The organism is Methylobacterium sp. C25, assembly GCF_021352225.1.
In the GTDB taxonomy this organism is placed as follows: domain Bacteria; phylum Pseudomonadota; class Alphaproteobacteria; order Rhizobiales; family Beijerinckiaceae; genus Methylobacterium.
Map to the genome: position 1 here is coordinate 260641 of NZ_JAAUVI010000003.1, position 18346 is coordinate 278986.

The window sequence follows — 18346 nt, forward strand, 5'->3', positions numbered from 1 at the left end:
CGGATACGGTCGGAGACCATCGTGCCGTGGCCGAGATCATCAACCTGAACCAGTTCCGCAAGGCGCGCGACAAGGCCGAGAAGCAGGCTCGCGCCGCCGAGAACCGCGTCGTCTTCGGCCGTCCCAAGAAGGCCAAGACCCTTGCCGAGAAGAAGGCGGTTATCGAGTCCGAGCGGCTCGAAGGCCACCGCCTCAAGAAGCCCGACGAAGAATGAGCGGCGACACGCCGGGCGGCCTCAAGAAGCGCTCGGTGATGATCGCCGGTCACCGCACCAGCGTTTCCTTGGAATCTGCGTTTTGGGACGTCCTGCGCGAGATTGCGGACGCGCAAGAACAATCGGTCCAAGCGCTGATTGGGGCGATTGACGCCGAGCGCGGCGACCACAACCTGTCTTCGGCGATCCGCGTATTCGTGTTGCGATGCGTGATAGAACGCTCCGATGCAACAACGTAACGCCTCCAAGGAATTACCTAGAACACATCTAAACAAATGTTATGCACTATAAAGCAACGTCACAGTAAACCTCACGTTAATATGTGCACTGCAACTTTCGGCTCATCATTGATGATCGAGCCGGGTGTCCGGCCCGGGGGCCAGACATGCGCGTGTTTAACGACTTAAAACTTATCGTAAAGATCGCAATTCCGACGCTACTCCTGGTTGCAGTCTCGATCGGCTTGGTGGGCTTCTCCCATACCAAACTGACTCTGCTCGCGGGCACTGCCCAGCATCTGGTCGACGAGAGCGCCACCCGCGCCATCCTGTCCAGCGAACTTGCCCTTCAGGTCAACGAAGCGACCATCCGCGAGAAGAATGCGATCCTCGAGACCGAGGACACCCGCGTCGCCTTTCAGCTCACCGGACAGGCCAACGCCAAGCAGGCGGCCTACAAGGCGATCGATCGTCTGATCGCGCTCGCCGACAGCGATGACCGGCGCGCCAGAAACGAGCGCATCAAGACTCAGATGAACGACTTCTTCTCCGCCTCGGAGCGCGTGACGGCCTTCGCGTCGAAGGGGGACAAGCGAGCAGCCATCGAGCTCTCCAATGGTGAAGGACGCGCAGCACGCGGCAAGCTGGTCGAGGCTCTGCAGCAGCGGGTCGAGTCCAATCAGCGTGAGCTGACGCGGGCCCGGGACGAAGCTGCTCAAACGGCGAAGGACGCGACCTGGACGCTGATCGTCATCGCCGCAACCGGCCTGATCGCCTCGAGCGCGCTGCTCGGCCTCATCGCGATTTACGGCATCACCAAGCCAATCGGGCAGCTGGTCGGCGTGCTGCAGCGCATGGCCCATGGCGAAATCGATACGACGATCGCCGCGGCGTCACGCGGTGACGAAATCGGTGCCATTGGCCGTGCCGTCGAAGGCATCAAGAGCATGGTGGCCCAGAAAGCGGCCGAGGAAACCGAGCGCAAGCGCATCGCCGACGAGGCGGCGGCCCTCGAACGTCGCAGAACCATGATCGAACTCGCCGACGGCTTCGAGCAGGCCATTGGCGGCATCGTCGGTGCCGTGGGATCGGCTGCGACCGAGTTGCAGGCCACGGCACAGACGATGACGGCCACTGCGACCCAGACGGCCAGCCAGTCGACGACCGTCGCGGCTGCGGCGGAAGAAGCCGCCTCGAATGTGAGCACCGTGGCGGCCGCCGCCGAAGAGCTCGGCTCCTCGGTCCAGGAGATCGGCCGCCAAGTCGATGGCTCGGCGACTCTCGCCGGCACAGCCGTCGCCGAGGCAACGCAGACCGCTGCCCTAGTGCAGGAGCTGAGCCACGCCGCCTCGAAGATCGGCGACGTCGTGCGCATGATCTCGGACATCGCCGGCCAGACCAACCTGCTGGCGCTGAACGCCACCATCGAGGCGGCCCGTGCCGGCGAGGCGGGGCGCGGCTTCGCCGTGGTCGCTGCCGAGGTGAAGGAACTGGCCTCGCAGACCGCGAGGGCCACTGACGAGATCGGCTCGCAGATTGCTCGCATCCAGGGCTCGACGGATCAGGCCGTTGCCGCGATCAGCGGCATCACTGGCCGTATCCAGGAGATCAGTTCGGTCGCCACCTCGATCGCCGCCGCCGTCGAGGAACAGGGCGCGGCGACGCAGGAGATCGTTCGCAACGTTTCCCAGGCCGCCAGCGGCACCGGCGAGGTGACCTCGAACATCACCGGCGTTGCTCGGGCGGCCGAGGAGACCGGCGCAGCCGCGAGCCAAGTCCTGGCCTCCGCCTCCGAGCTGTCCCGCCAGTCCGAGTACCTCAACGGCGAGGTCGCCCGCTTCCTTGAGACCGTTCGCGCGGCCTAACTCTTAACCGAACGAGATGACGCGTCCCGCTCACCCGAGCGGGGCGCGCTTTCGTTTCCAGGCGCGCTTCGAGCGTGTCGATTGCCTCGTCACCGTCGAGATGTCCGCGATCGTTCCGCAGAAAGCAGATTAACGTCGGCCGGCAGAATGAGAGGCTTGGCTACTCCGCTGCCATGGGGAGTGGCTTCCGGGGCAGCGCGTCGAGCGCCTCCGGCTTCGGCCCACCCGTCGCCCAGTCGAGCAACTCCACTGTGTGGAGGATCGGGATGCTCGTGCCCTTCCCGATCTGCGTGGCGCAACCGATGTTGCCGGTGGCGATGAGGTCGGGTTGCATCCGCTCGATATTGGCGACCTTGCGGGCGCGGAGACGCCCGGCAATCTCGGGCTGGAGGATGTTGTAGGTACCGGCAGAGCCGCAGCAGATGTGGCCCTCGGGCACGTCCTTCACGGTGAAGCCGGCTTTCTTCAGGAGCGTCTTCGGCTCGGTGCGGATGGCCTGGCCGTGCTGCATCGAGCAGGCCGAATGGTAGGCCACGGTGAAATCGGTATCGACCACCGGCGGCAGCAGGCCGATCGATGTGACATACTCGGTGACGTCCTTGGCGATGGCCGAGACTCGCGCGGCCTTCTCGGCATAGGCCGGGTCGTCGCGGAACATGAAGCCATAATCCTTGATCGTCGTGCCGCAGCCCGAGGCGGTGACAATGATCGCGTCGAGGCCCTTTCCGTCGATCTCGGCGATCCAGGCGTCGATCGCCTGCTTGGCGAAGCCATGGGCGGACTCCTCCTTGCCCATGTGATGGGTGAGCGCCCCGCAGCAGCCTTCGCCCGCCGCCTGCACCACCTCGACGCCGTGGCGGTTGAGCAGGCGGATCGCCGCCTCGTTGAAGTCCGGCCGCAGCACGCTCTGGGCGCAACCGCGCAGCAACGCGACACGGCCGCGGCGCGTCACCGGGGCGGCGTTCTCGCCCTCCTGGATCAGGGCGCTGATCTCCTGGGCGCTGGTATCGGCTGGGAAGATGCCGGGCCGGTCGGTCGGCACCCGGTTCGGGAGCTGTGCGGGAGCGAGGTCGAGCATCGCCGCGAGACGGTTGCCAACGCGCGGCAACATCGCGACCAGCGGCCGGAGCGGTTGACCGATCTTGGCGCCGAGCAGCGCTAGCCGGAAACGGTTCGGATAGGGCAGCACGAAGGCGAGCACGGAGCGGAGCAGCCGGTCGCTCAGCGGGCGCGCATAGGTTTTTTCGATGTGGCTGCGGGCATGGTCGACGAGGTGCATGTAGTGCACGCCCGAGGGGCAGGTCGTCATGCAGGACAGGCAGGAGAGGCAGCGGTCGACGTGCTTCACGACCTCCGCCGAGGCCGCCTTTCCGCCCTCGAACATGTCCTTCATCAGGTAGATGCGACCGCGCGGGCTATCGAGCTCGTCGCCGAGCAGGAGGTAGGTCGGGCAGGTCGCGGTGCAGAAGCCGCAATGCACGCAGGTGCGCAGGATCTTTTCCGAAACCTTGGTCGCCGGATCGGCGAGTTGCGCGAGGCTGAAATTGGTTTGCACGGTCGGTGTTCCTGAAGCCTCAAACGCCTGCGTACATCCGGCCCGGATTGAAGACGCCGCCCGGGTCCTGGGCCGCCTTGATGCCGGCCGTGATCTTCATCAGCGGCTCGGCCAGCGGTTCGAAGACCGGCACCGCCGCGCGCACGGCATCGGGCGCCCGCACCAGCGTGGCGTGGCCGCCATGGGCACGGGTCGCCTCGCGGATCGTCTCAGCACCGGCATCGCCTTCGGCGCTCGTAGCCAGCCAGATCAGGCCGCCGCCCCAATCGTAGTACCAGCGAGCATCGCGACCGGCTGCGACCGCAGCGGCGAGGGCGGGACCTCGCACCGGCGCCGTCGAGATCCGCCAGATCGCGGCCTCGCGCGGTTGGCTCAGCGGCTCGACGTCGCGCACGCCCCGCCAGAGCGCGGCACAGGCCTCGCCGTCGACGATCTCGGGCTGGCCGTAGCGCTTGAGCAGTCGCGAGAGCTCGCCGAGGCGGTAATCGATGGACTTGGAAAATCCCTCGAGGCGCATGAGGGTCCGAGCCGTCCCCTCCCCCAGCCCGGCCGGCAGATGCGCCGCCCCGGTTAGCTCGAACGGCGAGCCGAGGGCGGCCGAGAGGGCCTCGATGGCGCGGGCATCGTCGAGGCCCGAGAATACCAGGGTCGAGACGCGCTCCTGTACCGGAAGCACCTTGAAGGTCACCTCGGTGAGCAGTCCGAGGGTGCCCCATGAGCCGCCCATCAGCTTCACGAGGTCGAGCCCGGTGACGTTCTTCATCACCCGGCCTCCGGACTTGATCGCCTGCCCTCGCCCGTTGACGAACCGCACGCCGATCAGGCTGTCGCGGGCAGCGCCCGCATTGATACGGCGCGGACCAGAATTGTTGCAGGCCGCCACCGCGCCAAAGGTCGGCTCGCCAGTCGAGCCCATAAGGCCGCGATGGTCCATCGGCTCGAAGGGCAGCATCTGGCCGCGCTCCGCGAGGAGCGACTGGACCTCGGCGAGCGGTGTGCCGGCGCGGGCCGAGACCACCATTTCGGCGGGCTCGTAGAGCGTCACGCCACTGATGACGGCAGCCGACAGCGTCGATTCATCCTGCGCCGGACGGCCGATCCCGGCCTTGGTGCCGCCGCCGACCAGGCGCAGCCGTTCCGACCGCCCTGTCGCCTCTGCGACGATCGCCACGGCCTCCTGCTCGCTCGCCGGAGCGTATGAACCCATCGTTTCCTGCCCCATGAGCGTCGGTCGTTCGCGCTCTTTGGAAGCAGTCAAAACGGAATGTCCATGGGATTCAAGCGCGACCGCACGGCGCAGCGTCGGATTTCCCGGCTCGAGTCGCCTCGTCGGCTCACTCGGCGAGCACAGGATGCCGAGGTCGAAAGCGATCCATCACGAGCGCCTTGAGCCCCGCGATGTCACAAACCCAGACGGTGCCAGCATAGAGCGCGACGCCGACGCCGAGGCAGAGAGGCAGCGCCAGGCTCGGTGTGAGATGACGCAGCGGCAGCAGCACGAGGAGCATCGCGAGGCTCGCCGCGGCCGAGAGACCGATGTCGCGCCAGGGCATGGTGAGCCGGTCGGACCCGACCAGCGCTCGGACCGCCAAAAGCGCGACGGCCGCGGCGAGGCCGAGCGATTGCGCCACCGCAATCCCGGGCGGCCCCATCGCCGCCGGCAGGAGCGCCAGACCGATACCGTTGACGGCACAGCCGAGCAGGGCTGCGGCGATCACCGGACTGGTCTTCCGACGGATCTGGAAGATCGGGTTCAGCGCGAAGTTCATGATCGACAGGCAGAACAGCCCGGGGATCAGCAGCGCCGTGTAGAGCGCGAACGGCCCGCGGAACGCCTCCGGCACGACGAGTTGCTGCAACGCCGGCGTCACCGCCCAGTAGCCGGCCGCACACGGGAGGAGGAGCGCAATGACGACGCCGATGTTCCGGCTGATCTGCGCTTCGGCCGCCTCGCGACCGTGATGCTCTTCGGCCCGCACGGCGAGTTGGAACAGCAGCAGGTCCAGGGCCGTGCCGAGCGTCGAGAAGCCGCGAGAGCCGAGATCCGCCGCAAGGGCGAAATAGCCAGCTTCGGAAAAATTGGCCGCAGCAGCGATGGCGCCGCGGTTGATGAAGGGCATGAGCTGGTAGATCGCATTGGCGGCGATCAGCGGTAGCCCGTAGGCGGCGAAGACCTTGAGGGTGTGGCGGCTGCGCTCCGGCGCAAACCGGCCCGGCGGGTCGCGCAATGCTGCACGCATCACCACGACTGCTAGGGCCTGACTGGCGGCGCCGGCGAGGAGGACCCAGGTCGGCTGCGGGAAGAGCCAGGCCGTGCCGGCCATCAGCACGACGCCAAACACGTTCTTCCAGACGACGAGCTTGAGATAGGTGCCGCCGACGAACCGGGCGCGGGCGAGCGCCGCATGGTAGTCGAACAGCCCGATGCCGATGGCGGTCAGGGCCGTCGCGGCGGTCACAGCAAGTTGGCTCTCCGGCGTCGGATCGATCACCAGCCCAAGGCCCGCGCAGATCGCGGCGAGCGCCACGAGCGCGATGGCCAAGGTGGCATAGGCGCGGTCGAGACCCGCGCGAATCCAGGGTTCGCTGTCACGCACCCGCGCCGAATAGAACCGCGTCGTCGAGAGCCGCAGCCATTCGAAGAGCAGCGTGTTCAGCACCACGGCGCCAGCAGTCGCCAGGGCGAAGCGGCCGAAATCGGCCGGCCCGAGGATCTTGGCGATCAACAGGCCGAGAAGAAGGTTCAGGGCCGAGTTGATGATGAAGGCGGCGATGACGGCCATCGGTCCACTGGAATCCCGCTCCGCATGCCGATCTCATCACCGGCACCCGCGGCATTCTCGGGGCGATGCGCCAAGAAAGCCTGAACGTGATCGCCGAGGGCCGGGCTCAGGTCTCGCTGCGCTTCTGCTCCGCGTTGCCCAGGATGACGGGCAGCCGCTCCTCGATCCACTCGGCGAGACTGGCAACCTTCTCCGCTGCTTCCTCGCCCAGCGGCGTCAGCGTGTACTCTGTATGCGGCGGCACGACGGGATAGGCGCGCCGCAGGACCAGTCCGTCGCCCTCCAGCCATTGCAGCGTCTGCGACAACATGCGCTCGCTGACGCCGTTCACGCGCCGGCGCAGCTCGCTGAAGCGAAGCGTGCCGTCGCGAAGCGCGATCAGGATCAGCACGCCCCAGCTGCTGGTGACGTGCTTCATCACCTCGCGGGACGGGCACCCGGTCTGGAACAGGTCTCCCCGGCGCAGCTTTTTGGCGAGCGGAACGTGCGGATCGGCGATCTTCATACTTACCACAGTGTATGTACTTACTTTTCGTAAGCAAGGTGACTAGGTCGGCTTCGTCGCCACAGGCAAGAGGACGAATCCATGTACGCCATCACCGCCGCCAACGGGCAGCTCGGCCGCCTCGTCATCGAATTCCTGCTCGAAAGGATTCCTGCCGCGCAGATCGTTGCCGTCGCGCGTTCTCCGCAGAAGGCAGCGGATCTGGCAGCACTCGGTGTCGCGGTGCGGGAGGGCGACTACGATCGCCCGGACACGATGAAGTCGGCGCTCGATGGCGCGACGAAGGTCCTGCTGATCTCGTCTAGCGAGGTCGGCCGGAGGCTGCCGCAACACCGGGCCGCGATCGATGCGGCCAAGGCTGTCGGCGCCGAGCTCCTCGCCTATACGAGCATCCTCCATGCGGACACGTCGCCCGCGAAGCTCGCACAGGAGCATCGCGCGACCGAGCTGGCTCTGATCGAGTCCGGACTGCCTTACGTCCTACTGCGCAACGGCTGGTACAACGAGAACTTCCTGATGGCGCTGCCTGCCGTGCTCGCGCATGGGACACTGATTGGCTCGGCGGGGAACGGTCGCTTCTCGGCTGCCAGCCGCCGCGATTTCGCGGAGGCAGCCGCCGCCGTGCTGACCGCCGAGGGACAAGCGGGCAAGATCTACGAGTTGGCCGGCGACGAGGCCTTCACCATGAGCGAGATCGCGACAGAGGTTTCTCGCCAGAGCGGCAAGCCCGTCGCTTTCCAGAACCTGCCAGAGCAGGCGTTCAAGCAGGCACTCGTTTCGGCCGGTCTGCCAGAGACCCTGGCCGATGTCCTTGCCGACGAGGACGCCATCGCCGCCGCCGACACGTTGTTCAACGATAGCCGGGAGCTGAGCCGGCTCATCGGCCGCCCGACGACCCGGTTCGCCGACACACTCGCGACAGCACTCGCCGCGAAGGGCTGACCCGATCCTGGGCTGGATCGGCTCTGCTACACCCAGCCCTTGATCCGGAAGATCACGATCGGGAGGATCGCGGAGATCGCGATGAGCGCCAGCCCATAGGGATAGCCATAGGCCCATTCCAGCTCCGGCATGTGCTTGAAATTCATGCCGTACATCGAGGCGACCAGGGTGGGCGGGATCCCGACCACCGAGACGACCGTGAGGATGCGGAATGCGTTGTTCTGCTCGATGTTGATGAGGCCGAGCGCCGCATCAAGCAGGAACTGAAGGGTCTCCGACTGACGCGTCTCAAACTCGTCGAGGGAGGCGATGTCGCGCGAGAGCGTGTCGAAGCGGGGGCTCTGCTCGGCACCGAGGGTGTCCTCGCAGGAATCCTTCACGAAGGGCACGATTCGCTCGAGGCCGAGCAGGCTCGCACGAACCTTGCCGAGCGCCTTGCCCTGCCAGCCGATCGAGCGAAGAAGCCGCCTTAGAGCAAGGTCTCGCCGCTTTGGGGAAAGCTTACCGACCTTGCTCGATCGCGATGGCCCAACAGGATCGAAGTCGAAGATCCGGGTCGAGAGCGAGGACATATCCGCCGACATCTCCTCAAGCGTGTCGGCAAGGCCGTCCACGAGTTCCTCGACGAGGAGCAGGAACACTTCCACGCTCTTGGCGCAGTTACCGTCATGCTCGACGATGCGCTTCGCGACGGTGTCGTAGGCCCGCAGCTGGTGGAAGCGGATGGTGATCAGCCGATCCTTCGTCAGCACGAAGCCCACGGGCTTCAACGCGAAATCCGAATGATCGAAGGTGATCATCGGCGAGGATAGCGACAGCCCTCCATCCTTCAGACGACGCAGGCGGCTCGAGGATTCCACTTCGCTCAGCGCCTCGCGAGAGGGCACGCGGAGCCCAGTGGCCGCTTCGACCTCCCGCGCCTCTTCCTCGGTCGGATCCAGGAGATCGATCCAGATCGCCTGCGCCAAGCCGGCGCCATCCTTCTGGCCGCCATGGTCGATCGGGCCATTAGGCCCGTGCGCGCTGATCATGCGGGTTAACTTTCTGGAGGGGACGACGTCGGAGCGAACGGCTGCGCTCCTTGACTTGCAAATGGGGCGAGCCTATCTCGCGACGATCGTTAGCACTCAGTATTTGCGAGTGCTAACGATCGGGTCGGGACGCGGTCCCCGCCGCATCAAGACCATCCGAGATTCTGAAGCAAGAGGGCAGCTCATGAAGTTCCGTCCGCTGCACGACCGTGTCGTCGTCCGCCGTATCGAAGGTGAAGAGAAGACCAAGGGCGGGATCATCATTCCCGACACCGCCAAGGAGAAGCCCCAAGAGGGTGAAGTCGTCGCCGTCGGCCCTGGTGCCCGCGACGAGGCCGGCCGTGTCAACGCCCTCGACGTGAAGGCCGGCGACCGCGTGCTGTTCGGCAAGTGGTCGGGCACCGAGGTCAAGATCGACGGTCAGGATCTCCTGATCATGAAGGAATCCGACATCATGGGCGTCGTCGCCGCCTAAGGCGACCTGCCCTCTTCGGACTGCAACCATCGCCCTTCGAGGCCGCCGAGACCGGCGCGCCTTGGGGCGCTTCCTGAAATCAGACAAGGACAACACAGATGGCAGCGAAAGACGTACGCTTCTCGTCCGACGCCCGCGACAAGATGCTTCGCGGTGTCGACATCCTCGCCGACGCGGTGAAGGTGACCCTCGGCCCCAAGGGCCGCAACGTCGTGATCGAGAAGAGCTTCGGCGCTCCGCGCATCACCAAGGACGGCGTCACCGTCGCCAAGGAGATCGAGCTCGCCGACCGTTTCGAGAACATGGGCGCCCAGATGGTGCGCGAAGTGGCCTCGAAGACCAACGACCTCGCCGGTGACGGCACCACCACCGCGACCGTGCTCGCCCAGGCGATCGTCCGCGAAGGCGCCAAGTACGTCGCCGCCGGCATCAACCCGATGGACCTGAAGCGCGGCATCGACCTCGCCACGGCCGCCGCGGTGAAGGACATCACCGGCCGCGCCAAGAAGGTCGCTGAGTCGAACGAAGTCGCCCAGGTCGGCACGATTTCGGCCAATGGCGACAAGGAAATCGGCGAGATGATCGCCCACGCCATGCAGAAGGTCGGCAACGAGGGTGTCATCACCGTCGAGGAAGCCAAGACCGCCGAGACCGAGCTCGACGTCGTCGAGGGCATGCAGTTCGACCGCGGCTACCTCTCCCCGTACTTCATCACGAACGCGGAGAAGATGGTCGCCGAGCTCGAGGACCCCTACATCCTCATCCACGAGAAGAAGCTCTCGTCGCTCCAGGCCATGCTGCCGGTGCTCGAGGCCGTGGTGCAGACCGGCAAGCCGCTCGTCATCATCGCCGAGGACATCGAGGGTGAGGCTCTGGCCACGCTCGTCGTCAACAAGCTGCGTGGTGGCCTCAAGGTCGCTGCCGTGAAGGCTCCGGGCTTCGGTGATCGCCGCAAGGCGATGCTCGAGGACATCGCGATCCTCACCAAGGGCCAGATGATCGCCGAAGACCTCGGCATCAAGCTCGAGAACGTGACCCTCCCGATGCTCGGCCGCGCCAAGCGCATCCGCATCGAGAAGGAGAACACCACGATCATCGACGGTTCGGGCGAGAAGGCCGACATCGAGGCCCGCGTCGGCCAGATCAAGGCTCAGATCGAAGAGACCACCTCGGACTACGACCGTGAGAAGCTCCAGGAGCGTCTCGCCAAGCTCGCTGGCGGCGTCGCGGTGATCCGCGTCGGCGGCGCGACCGAGGTCGAGGTCAAGGAGAAGAAGGACCGCGTGGACGACGCGCTCAACGCCACCCGCGCTGCGGTGGAAGAGGGCATCGTCCCCGGCGGTGGCGTCGCCCTGCTGCTCGCCAAGAAGGCCGTTGCTCAGCTCTCGAGCGACAACGCCGACATCAAGGCCGGCATCAAGATCGTCCTGAAGGCGCTCGAGGCTCCGATCCGTCAGATCGCCAGCAACGCTGGCGTCGAGGGTTCCATCGTCGTCGGCAAGATCACCGACAACGGCGGCGAGACCTACGGCTTCAACGCCCAGACGGAAGAGTACGTCGACATGATCCAGGCCGGCATCGTCGACCCGGCCAAGGTCGTGCGCACCGCCCTGCAGGACGCGGCGTCCGTCGCCGGCCTGCTGGTGACCACGGAAGCCATGGTCGCCGACGCTCCGAAGAAGGAGTCCGCTCCCCCCATGGGCGGCGGCGGCGGCATGGGCGGCATGGGCGGCATGGACTTCTAAGTCCAGGCCACCGATACGAGACGAAGGGGTCGCCGAGAGGCGGCCCCTTTTTCGTTTGGGGCCACAACCTGACCGTCATGGAAAGTTCCGAGCATTCGCGCTCGCCCTCCTCCCTCATGTGGCGAGGGTAATTCACGTCCTTAGCGAGGGTTCAGCAAAAGCCGCCCTCGGCCTCAGTCCTTCTTCTTTTTCTTCCCTTTGGCAGCGGACGCGTCCCGATCCTTGCCGTCCCAGGTCGCGGCAAACGGGCGCTTGCCCAGCGCGCGTTCGGCTACCGGTTTTTTCGCGGCCGTCCTTGCCCTGGTGCCCTTCGGCGCCTCTGCCGGCTCGTCGGCATTCGCCAAGCCTTCGAGCCAGGTGCGGTGCCAAGCCGCCGAGGCCGTCCTGAGCGTGGCGTTGTGCCGGTCGAGGCGGGCGACGACGGCCTTGACCTCGGCGTCCGTCATCCCGTCGAGGATGAGCGCGAAAGTCTCCGTCCCGAGCGTTCTGCGGATCAGCCGCAATCGGGCGAGCGGCAGGGCCCGGTGCTTGAGCTGCTTGACCACCAGCGCCCGGGCAGTGCGTGCGATGTCCGGACGGATCTCCGCGAAGACTTCCGGCACGGTCGCGATGGCCGCGAGCACCGCATAGCCGTCGATATCAAGCGCCATGGAGGATTTCCTTCAATTCCTCGACGAGCGGTATCAGCACGGTCGGAACGTGGACATTGTATTTTGCGGTAAAAGTCGGCGGCAGATCGCGCGGCACCAGCGCGTCAGCGAGCGCGGCCGCCTGCGGGATGGTGGTCGACAGGAGCCGGAAGCCGGCATCGGCTGCCACGGCTTCCGCGCGCAGTTGCGCCAAGGTGCGCTGATGCTGCCGCACATGCTGCTGGTAGCGGGTGACGAGGACATAGGGTGGGCTTTTCGGCCGATCCCGACTGTCGCGCCCGCTGCTGCGCCGCCAGATCGTCTCGACGAAGGCATTGAGCCCGTAAGTCGAGAGGAAGTCGGGGATCGAGGTGACGAGTACGAGATCGGATCCACGCACCGCCACCTCGGTCATCGGCGAGATGCCGGGCGCGCAGTCGAAGATCACGTAGTCGTAATCTTCCGCGAGCGGCGCGATGGCATTGTGGAACAGCTTGGTCAGGCGCTCCTCGATGGCTTGCATCGAAAGGCCCTGGCCGGTCAGTTCGTAGATGATCTCACGCTCGACCATCCGGAGATGAGGTCCCGATGCCAGCAGCGAAAGGGAGAGCGGCCGGTTCTTGTGGGTGGTCAGGCTGACCTGATCCTGGATGCGCGCAGCCAGGACGGGCTTGTCGCGGGCGATCAGTCTCAGTGCGAGAAACGCTTCGAGGGTGCGCCCCTTGGCGATCATCTCTCCAAGGCGATCCGGCCCCGCGAGGCAAACCGAGACGCTCGCCTGCGGATCGAGGTCGGCGACGAGGACGCGCGCGCCGTCGGCGGCCAGCGCCTCGGCGAGCATGACCACCGTCGTCGTCTTGCCGACACCGCCCTTCATGTTGGCGACCGCGATGAGCTTGCCCGTCACCCTGTCGCGTTCCCCGCCGCAGACCTCTCCGCCCGTTCTTTGGCAGAGGCTCGCGGCCGTCGGAAGCCGAGAATTGGCGATTGCGGTCGGGTCCGGCCGATCGAGAAGCGCATCTCGCGATACGGAGCCGGCTCAACGCCCCGGTGGCACCAATCGGGCGGAAAAGCTCGCCAGAATCAGGCCGATGCCGAGCGCGAAACCCGGCTTGCTGATATCGCCGCCAATCGAGGCGACGATCCAATAGCCGACCACGACGATCCCCGCGATGATCAGGCCAAATTGCAGGATCAGCCGCAGCGGCGTCCGCCACGTCATCCTCTGTCGAGACGCGCTCACAGCGCAGCAGCCCGTGGGCGAGCCGCCGAGGTGGGGTCGGCCGCAACTGCCTCCTCGATCATGGCTGCGGCGGTGTCGCTATTGCGCTCAAGCGTCGCGACCTCCAGGGGCTGGTCGCGTCCGCGCAGCGTGTGAGCGCCGAGCGCGCGAGTGGTCACACCGTCGGGCAAACGCGGTAGACGGCCGAGCAGGTCTTCGGAGATCAGGATGTCGACGCCGAGCGGACGGCACAGCGCCTCGATCCGTGCGGTCACGTTCACCGCGTCGCCGAAATAGGCGATCTTGTGCCGATCGACCCCAACTTCCGCCGTAACCACCGAGCCGCCATGGAGCGCCGCCCGCAGGCGAGGCACGGTGCCAAAGCGCGCGGTCCAGGCGTCGGCCTCCGCCTCGATCCGGTCGCGCACGGCAAAAAGGCAGGACACGCAGCGTGCATCCTTGAGGCCGCGTTCCATCGGCCAGGTGATCATCGCCATGTCGCCGATGTAGTCGTCGGTCGAGCCCTGGTACCGTCGCACCGGCTCGGCCAGGGTCGCAAAGACCGCGCTGAGATATTCCTGAGCGCGCAGGTCGCCATGTGTCTCGGCGAACGCGGTGGAGCCGACCACGTCGAGAAACAGGAAGATGCGCTCTTCCTCGACGGGCCGATGATAGCGGCCGATCAGGAAGTTCACGAAAACCTCGCCACCAATCAGATCCCGCATGCGGATCACGAAGACCAGGAAGGCCGAGACGGCCAGCGCATAGGCCAGCACGCGCGGCGTCGTGCGGACCGCCTCGCCGAGTGGGTCTCCGGTGAGCCCGAACGCCCAGACGAAGACGCCGCCGAGCGCGTTTCCGGCCACGATCATCAACACGTAGGAAAGCTCTGCCGCCGGAACGTAAAGTGAAGCCGGCAGGCGACGGATGCGGGATTGAAGGCCCGCCAGGATCAGGCCGCGGTCAAAGCCGAGCGCCGCCGTGCCGATGCAGAAGCCGTAGATGAAACCAGCTGCCGGGGAGGCCCCCTGCGCGAAGACGACATTGTAGACCAGGCCCGCACCGCCGGCGGCAACCAGGATCAACGCCCAGAACCAGCGGTGCTGCGGAAGCATCAGCCGTCCCTCGATGCGCGCGCAGCCAATGCCAGCTTGCCCGCGCCAGTCCGCAGCCGGTCGGCGCGGTTGTGTGGCGAGGCGGTTCGCACGGGCGCTCCTTGTCGCGGCTCGGGTGAGAAGGCGTTGCAGGACGAGGACAAAGCACGTCCGGGCGTTGCAAGGCTCATGCTGGCATGATGGCTTCTGTAAGGCGTCGACGCCCAGGGGCCGAAACAGATCGCCGCCCGTGTCTGAATGGACGCAAAACGAAAGGGCCGGCGTTTCCGCCGGCCCTTCGATCGATCAGAGGCGATGGAGCGCCTCAGCGCTGCACGATCACGCGCGTGCCGACCTTGACCCGGGTGTAGAGGTCCGAGACGTCCTCGTTGGTCATGCGGATGCAGCCCGAGGAGACGGCGGTGCCGATCGTCTCCGGCTCGTTCGAGCCGTGGATGCGGTAGATCGAGTTGCCGAGATACATGGCGCGGGCGCCGAGCGGGTTCTCGATGCCGCCCTTCATGTAGCGCGGCAGGTCGGGACGGCGCTTCAGCATCTCGGACGGCGGACGCCAATCCGGCCATTCCTTCTTCATGGTGATGTTCTGCGTGCCGCCCCAGGTGAAGCCCGGGCGACCGACGCCGATGCCGTAGCGCATGGCCTCGCCGTTCGCCATGACGAGGTACAGGCGGCGCTCGGCGGTCGAGACCACGATCGTGCCCGGGGTGTAGGGCCCGCTATAGGCCACGACCTCTTTCTGGATCGCCGAAGCCTGCGGCACGGTGGCCTGCTGCTCGAGCGGGTCGGCAGCCGGAAGCGACGCGTTCTGCGGGCGCACACGCACCGTCAGCACGTCGGTCAGCGGTTGGCGCGTCAGCGGGTCGATCTCATAGGCGGAGGCAGGCGCAGCCAGCGCGACGGACGCGCAAGCAAGGCCCGCGAGGGCGGTGACGAAACGGCGCATCAGAGCCTCTCGTAGGCAGGCAGAAGTGTGGAAACTCGGTGGATAACGCCCGCACACAAAACGCGCGGATCGCCGTCCAGACCTAACCCGCCCGGCGTTAAAGCCAAGCTCATTTCGCAGGTCGACGCCGGTTCGGCCAAACTCGTGACCGCGTGGCAACACTGTGGCAGCTTAGCCTTATGCGGGGATCAAGTCACGGCGGCCGCTACCCGTTTAAGGATCCCTTCATGAGCGGTGCGATGGTGATCCGCGCTTACGAGACATCCGATTTGGACGCGGTCATCGCGATCTTTCAGAGCGCGATCCGTGGCATTGCCTCGGCCGACTATTCACCTCCGCAGATCGCAGCTTGGGCATCCGTCGACCGCTCGGCATTCGCGGCCCAGCGGGCGAGCCGGCCGACCTGGATCGCTTCTGTCGGCAGCATGCCAGCCGGCTTCGCCGATCTCGAACCCGACGGGCATATCGACATGCTGTACGTCGATTTCGCCCACCGGCGGCGGGGTGTCGCGCGCGCTCTTCTCAAGGCGGTTGCATGCGAGGCCGATCGGCTGGGGCTCGACGCGCTCGTGACGGAGGCGAGCATCACCGCCCGTCCCTTCTTTGCAGCGCAGGGCTTTCGCGTGGTCGCGCCGGACACGGTGTCCAAGAACGGACAGACGTTCCAGCGCTACCGCATGCGCCGCGATGTCGTCAGGCCGCGTCGAGCCCGAGATCGATGATCGCCGCGCTGTGCGTGATCCAGCCCACGGAAATCAGATCGACTCCAGAGGCTGCCACCGCGCCGACGGTCTCGCGATTGATACGGCCCGAGGCTTCGGTGATGGCGCGTCCATCGACCAGGCGCACCGCTTCGGCCAGGGTCTGCGGGCTCATATTGTCGAGCAGCACCGCATCGGCTCCGACCGAGAGTGCCTGTTCGAGTTGAGCGAGAGTGTCGACCTCGACCTCGATCTTGACCAGGTGGCCGGTATGGGCGCGGGCGCGCTCGATTGCGGGAACGATGCCGCCAGCCACCGCGACGTGGTTATCCTTGATCAGCACGGCATCATCGAGACCGAAACGATGGTTCGAGCCGCCGCCGGCCCTGACCGCGTGCTTCTCCAGGGCACGCAGGCCGGGCGTGGTCTTGCGGGTGCAGACGATCTTGGCGTGGCCATGCGGACGGGCCGCCTCAACCAGAGCCGACGTCGCCGTGGCGACGCCCGAGAGGCGGCAAAGCAGGTTCAAGGCCACGCGCTCGGCGGTGAGGATGGCGCGCGCCGGACCGTCGAGGCGGATGACAGTATCGCCGGGCACGACGCGGACACCATCGCCGCGCTCGACGGTGACAGCCACCGCCGGATCGATCAGTCCGAAAGCGATCACCGCCGTATCGACCCCGGCGATCACGCCATCCTGACGGGAGGCGATGACGCCCGAGAGCCGCTCCGCAGCCGGCACGATGGCATCGGTGGTGATGTCACCGGCGCGGCCGAGATCTTCCAGCAGCGCGGCCCGAACGATCGGCTCGACCAGGAGGCGCGGCAGCGGAAGCAAGGTGGCGTCAGGCATCGGTCAGAGTTTCCACCAGGGTTTCACCGGCCGCGACGCTTTCGGCCGCAAGGAGGCATTCCGCGAGGGTCGTCAGCGTATGATAGCGAGCAGCCTGCCCCGGGAAGTCGCGGCGCCAGTGGCCTCCGCGACTCTCTTTGCGAGAAAGAGCACACACGGCGATCATCAGGCCGGTGAGCGCAGCATCGGACCCAGTTTTCGCGAGTTCACGCAGGCGGTGGATCGCGGCACGCAGACCCCCGTCGTCACGTACGACACCGACCTGGCGCTCCATCAGGGCACGCACCTCCGGCAACGCGCGGCCATCATCACTGCGACGCCGCTCGGGCATCGTCGCCTCGCCGATCAGAGATGAGGGTGGCGCTGCCTCTATCGAGGCGGCGATCGGTCCGGAAAAGGCGAGGGCTTCGAGGAGCGAGTTGCTGGCCAGACGATTGGCGCCGTGCAGGCCCGTCGAGGCGACCTCGCCGCACGCCCAAAGACCCGGGACGTCGGTTCGTCCTTCGTCGTCAACGAGGACGCCGCCCATGTGATAGTGCGCAGCCGGCCGAACTGGGATCGGCTGGCGCGCCGGATCGATGCCGAGCCCGGCGCAGAGGCCGGCCACGGTGGGGAAACGCTGCGTCATCGCCATGCCGAGATCGCCGCGCGTGTCGAGAAAGACCTCACGGCCATCAGTCTGGGCCTGGAAGATGGCACGGGCGACGACGTCGCGCGGAGCGAGATCGCCCCCGCTGATCCCGGCCATCACACGTCCGCCATCGCCATCGACGAGGGCAGCGCCCTCACCACGCAGGGCCTCGGTGGCCAGCGGCATCGGGTCGGCGCCGGCGGCGATGGCCGTCGGGTGGAACTGCACGAATTCGAGATCCCGCAGGGTCGCGCCGGCGCGTGCCGCCAGCAGCAGCCCGCTGCCGGTCGCCCCGCGCGGATTGGTGGTGGCGGCATAGAGGCCGCCGACGCCACCCGTGGCGAGCACTACGGCGCGGGCCGGCAGGCGGAAAGCCGCGCCGTCGGCCTCGCAGACCAGGCCGCAGACCGCGCCGTTCGCGTCCTGCATCAAGGCCTTGGCTTCGGCGACGAGCACGTCGATCGACGGCGTCGCGCGCGCGGCCCGCACCAGCCCTTCGAGGACGGTGGCGCCGGTGGAATCCCCGCGACCGCGCACGATCCGGCGGCGGCTATGGGCCGCTTCCAGCCCGAGGGCGAGACCGCCTTCATCATCGCGGTCGAAGGCGACGCCGATCCCGACGAGCCAGTCGATCAGGCCCGGGGCCGCGCTCGCGACGGCGAGCGCGACATCCGGCTCGGTCAGCCCGGCGCCGGCCGCCTCGGTATCAGCTGCGTGGAGGGCCGGCGCGTCGTCGGCGCCGATCGCGGCGGCGATGCCGCCCTGGGCCCAGCCGGTGGCGGTGCCGTCACCGAGGGGAGCGGCGGTGACGAGGGTCACTGGCCGGGGCGCCAGGCGCAGGGCCGTGGCGAGGCCGGCGACGCCCGCACCGACCACGATCACGCGGTCGGCGGGGCTGCGCGAGACGATGCTCATGGC

19 protein-coding genes are annotated in these 18346 nt (G+C 66.8%); 7 read left to right on the forward strand and 12 right to left on the reverse strand.

The features are described 5' to 3' along the window. Positions 1–26 precede the first annotated feature (26 nt). The 3 genes from HCU64_RS11110 (at position 27) to HCU64_RS11120 (ending at position 2298) form a co-directional block, all read left to right on the forward strand. Positions 27–215, forward strand: coding sequence for a DUF4169 family protein (locus tag HCU64_RS11110; protein ID WP_233383940.1), 189 nt, complete (start codon positions 27–29; stop codon positions 213–215). Further along, complete coding sequence (locus HCU64_RS11115) at positions 212–454, forward strand: ribbon-helix-helix domain-containing protein (RefSeq protein ID WP_233383941.1); 243 nt, start codon at positions 212–214, stop codon at positions 452–454. The genes HCU64_RS11110 and HCU64_RS11115 overlap by 4 nt, the downstream gene beginning before the upstream one ends. Before the next feature lie 146 nt (positions 455–600). Then, positions 601–2298: a methyl-accepting chemotaxis protein gene (locus HCU64_RS11120; protein ID WP_233383942.1), complete on the forward strand. Its 1698-nt coding sequence runs from the start codon at positions 601–603 to the stop codon at positions 2296–2298. Between the two features lie 160 nt (positions 2299–2458). Here HCU64_RS11120 and glcF read toward each other — a convergent pair whose 3' ends face one another. The 4 genes from glcF to HCU64_RS11140 all read right to left on the reverse strand — a co-directional run bounded on the left by glcF (position 2459) and on the right by HCU64_RS11140 (position 7141). Beyond that, positions 2459–3853, reverse strand: coding sequence for a glycolate oxidase subunit GlcF (gene glcF, locus HCU64_RS11125; RefSeq protein WP_233383943.1), 1395 nt, complete (start codon positions 3851–3853; stop codon positions 2459–2461). Between the two features lie 19 nt (positions 3854–3872). Continuing rightward, positions 3873–5060 (reverse strand): FAD-binding protein, encoded by a 1188-nt coding sequence (locus HCU64_RS11130; protein ID WP_233383944.1) that lies wholly within the window; start codon positions 5058–5060, stop codon positions 3873–3875. Positions 5061–5187: 127 nt separating this feature from the next. Continuing rightward, the gene (locus HCU64_RS11135) at positions 5188–6636 is read right to left on the reverse strand and encodes a lipopolysaccharide biosynthesis protein (RefSeq protein WP_233383945.1); all 1449 of its coding nucleotides are present in this window, start codon (positions 6634–6636) and stop codon (positions 5188–5190) included. Between the two features lie 106 nt (positions 6637–6742). Continuing rightward, positions 6743–7141: a winged helix-turn-helix transcriptional regulator gene (locus tag HCU64_RS11140; protein ID WP_233383947.1), complete on the reverse strand. Its 399-nt coding sequence runs from the start codon at positions 7139–7141 to the stop codon at positions 6743–6745. Between the two features lie 81 nt (positions 7142–7222). On the opposite strand from HCU64_RS11140, the gene HCU64_RS11145 reads away from it, so the two are divergent. Then, complete coding sequence (locus HCU64_RS11145; protein ID WP_233383948.1) at positions 7223–8083, forward strand: SDR family oxidoreductase; 861 nt, start codon at positions 7223–7225, stop codon at positions 8081–8083. Between the two features lie 26 nt (positions 8084–8109). Here the strand turns inward: HCU64_RS11145 and HCU64_RS11150 are convergent, their stop codons facing one another. Further along, entirely contained in the window at positions 8110–9114 is a 1005-nt protein-coding gene (locus HCU64_RS11150) for a magnesium transporter CorA family protein (protein WP_233383949.1), read from the reverse strand. Between the two features lie 184 nt (positions 9115–9298). Here HCU64_RS11150 and groES point away from each other — a divergent pair, with 184 nt between their 5' ends. Together groES and groL are read left to right on the forward strand one after the other, a co-directional pair. Beyond that, positions 9299–9589, forward strand: a complete 291-nt coding sequence (gene groES / locus HCU64_RS11155; protein ID WP_020093567.1) for a co-chaperone GroES — start codon at positions 9299–9301, stop codon at positions 9587–9589. 98 nt (positions 9590–9687) lie between these two features. Continuing rightward, positions 9688–11334 (forward strand): chaperonin GroEL, encoded by a 1647-nt coding sequence (gene groL, locus HCU64_RS11160; RefSeq protein WP_233383950.1) that lies wholly within the window; start codon positions 9688–9690, stop codon positions 11332–11334. Positions 11335–11507: 173 nt separating this feature from the next. Here the strand turns inward: groL and HCU64_RS11165 are convergent, their stop codons facing one another. The 5 genes from HCU64_RS11165 to HCU64_RS11185 all read right to left on the reverse strand — a co-directional run bounded on the left by HCU64_RS11165 (position 11508) and on the right by HCU64_RS11185 (position 15243). Continuing rightward, on the reverse strand, positions 11508–11984 hold the full coding sequence (locus tag HCU64_RS11165; protein ID WP_233383951.1) for a hypothetical protein: 477 nt from the start codon (positions 11982–11984) through the stop codon (positions 11508–11510). Continuing rightward, positions 11974–12870 (reverse strand): ParA family protein, encoded by an 897-nt coding sequence (locus HCU64_RS11170; RefSeq protein ID WP_233383952.1) that lies wholly within the window; start codon positions 12868–12870, stop codon positions 11974–11976. The genes HCU64_RS11165 and HCU64_RS11170 overlap by 11 nt, the downstream gene beginning before the upstream one ends. A gap of 132 nt (positions 12871–13002) precedes the next feature. Then, complete coding sequence (locus HCU64_RS11175; RefSeq protein ID WP_233383953.1) at positions 13003–13185, reverse strand: hypothetical protein; 183 nt, start codon at positions 13183–13185, stop codon at positions 13003–13005. Positions 13186–13202: 17 nt separating this feature from the next. Continuing rightward, positions 13203–14300 (reverse strand): adenylate/guanylate cyclase domain-containing protein, encoded by a 1098-nt coding sequence (locus HCU64_RS11180; protein WP_233383954.1) that lies wholly within the window; start codon positions 14298–14300, stop codon positions 13203–13205. 304 nt (positions 14301–14604) lie between these two features. After that, positions 14605–15243 carry a L,D-transpeptidase gene (locus tag HCU64_RS11185; protein ID WP_233383956.1) on the reverse strand — a complete coding sequence of 213 codons (639 nt, stop codon included), beginning with the start codon at positions 15241–15243 and terminating at the stop codon, positions 14605–14607. A gap of 227 nt (positions 15244–15470) precedes the next feature. Between HCU64_RS11185 and HCU64_RS11190 the strand changes: the two genes are divergently transcribed. Then, the gene (locus tag HCU64_RS11190) at positions 15471–15965 is read left to right on the forward strand and encodes a GNAT family N-acetyltransferase (RefSeq protein WP_233383958.1); all 495 of its coding nucleotides are present in this window, start codon (positions 15471–15473) and stop codon (positions 15963–15965) included. On the opposite strand, the gene nadC is transcribed toward HCU64_RS11190, so the two are convergent. Beyond that, on the reverse strand, positions 15937–16797 hold the full coding sequence (nadC, locus tag HCU64_RS11195) for a carboxylating nicotinate-nucleotide diphosphorylase (protein WP_233383959.1): 861 nt from the start codon (positions 16795–16797) through the stop codon (positions 15937–15939). The genes HCU64_RS11190 and nadC overlap by 29 nt on opposite strands. Further along, positions 16790–18343: an L-aspartate oxidase gene (locus HCU64_RS11200; protein WP_233383960.1), complete on the reverse strand. Its 1554-nt coding sequence runs from the start codon at positions 18341–18343 to the stop codon at positions 16790–16792. The genes nadC and HCU64_RS11200 overlap by 8 nt, the downstream gene beginning before the upstream one ends. Between the last annotated feature and the right edge of the window lie 3 nt (positions 18344–18346).

Excerpts from the sequence above, each read along its gene's own strand:
- HCU64_RS11115 (WP_233383941.1), top strand. The coding sequence starts at position 212 with ATGAGCGGCGACACGCCGGGCGGCCTCAAGAAGCGCTCGGTGATGATC.
- HCU64_RS11190 (WP_233383958.1), top strand. The coding sequence starts at position 15,471 with ATGAGCGGTGCGATGGTGATCCGCGCTTACGAGACATCCGATTTGGAC.
- groL (WP_233383950.1), top strand. The coding sequence starts at position 9,688 with ATGGCAGCGAAAGACGTACGCTTCTCGTCCGACGCCCGCGACAAGATG.
- HCU64_RS11140 (WP_233383947.1), bottom strand. The coding sequence starts at position 7,141 with ATGAAGATCGCCGATCCGCACGTTCCGCTCGCCAAAAAGCTGCGCCGG.
- HCU64_RS11150 (WP_233383949.1), bottom strand. The coding sequence starts at position 9,114 with ATGATCAGCGCGCACGGGCCTAATGGCCCGATCGACCATGGCGGCCAG.
- HCU64_RS11180 (WP_233383954.1), bottom strand. The coding sequence starts at position 14,300 with ATGCTTCCGCAGCACCGCTGGTTCTGGGCGTTGATCCTGGTTGCCGCC.
- HCU64_RS11165 (WP_233383951.1), bottom strand. The coding sequence starts at position 11,984 with ATGGCGCTTGATATCGACGGCTATGCGGTGCTCGCGGCCATCGCGACC.
- HCU64_RS11185 (WP_233383956.1), bottom strand. The coding sequence starts at position 15,243 with ATGCGCCGTTTCGTCACCGCCCTCGCGGGCCTTGCTTGCGCGTCCGTC.
- HCU64_RS11120 (WP_233383942.1), top strand. The coding sequence starts at position 601 with ATGCGCGTGTTTAACGACTTAAAACTTATCGTAAAGATCGCAATTCCG.
- HCU64_RS11135 (WP_233383945.1), bottom strand. The coding sequence starts at position 6,636 with ATGGCCGTCATCGCCGCCTTCATCATCAACTCGGCCCTGAACCTTCTT.
- HCU64_RS11130 (WP_233383944.1), bottom strand. The coding sequence starts at position 5,060 with ATGGGTTCATACGCTCCGGCGAGCGAGCAGGAGGCCGTGGCGATCGTC.
- nadC (WP_233383959.1), bottom strand. The coding sequence starts at position 16,797 with ATGCCTGACGCCACCTTGCTTCCGCTGCCGCGCCTCCTGGTCGAGCCG.
- HCU64_RS11175 (WP_233383953.1), bottom strand. The coding sequence starts at position 13,185 with ATGACGTGGCGGACGCCGCTGCGGCTGATCCTGCAATTTGGCCTGATC.
- HCU64_RS11145 (WP_233383948.1), top strand. The coding sequence starts at position 7,223 with ATGTACGCCATCACCGCCGCCAACGGGCAGCTCGGCCGCCTCGTCATC.
- groES (WP_020093567.1), top strand. The coding sequence starts at position 9,299 with ATGAAGTTCCGTCCGCTGCACGACCGTGTCGTCGTCCGCCGTATCGAA.
- HCU64_RS11200 (WP_233383960.1), bottom strand. The coding sequence starts at position 18,343 with ATGAGCATCGTCTCGCGCAGCCCCGCCGACCGCGTGATCGTGGTCGGT.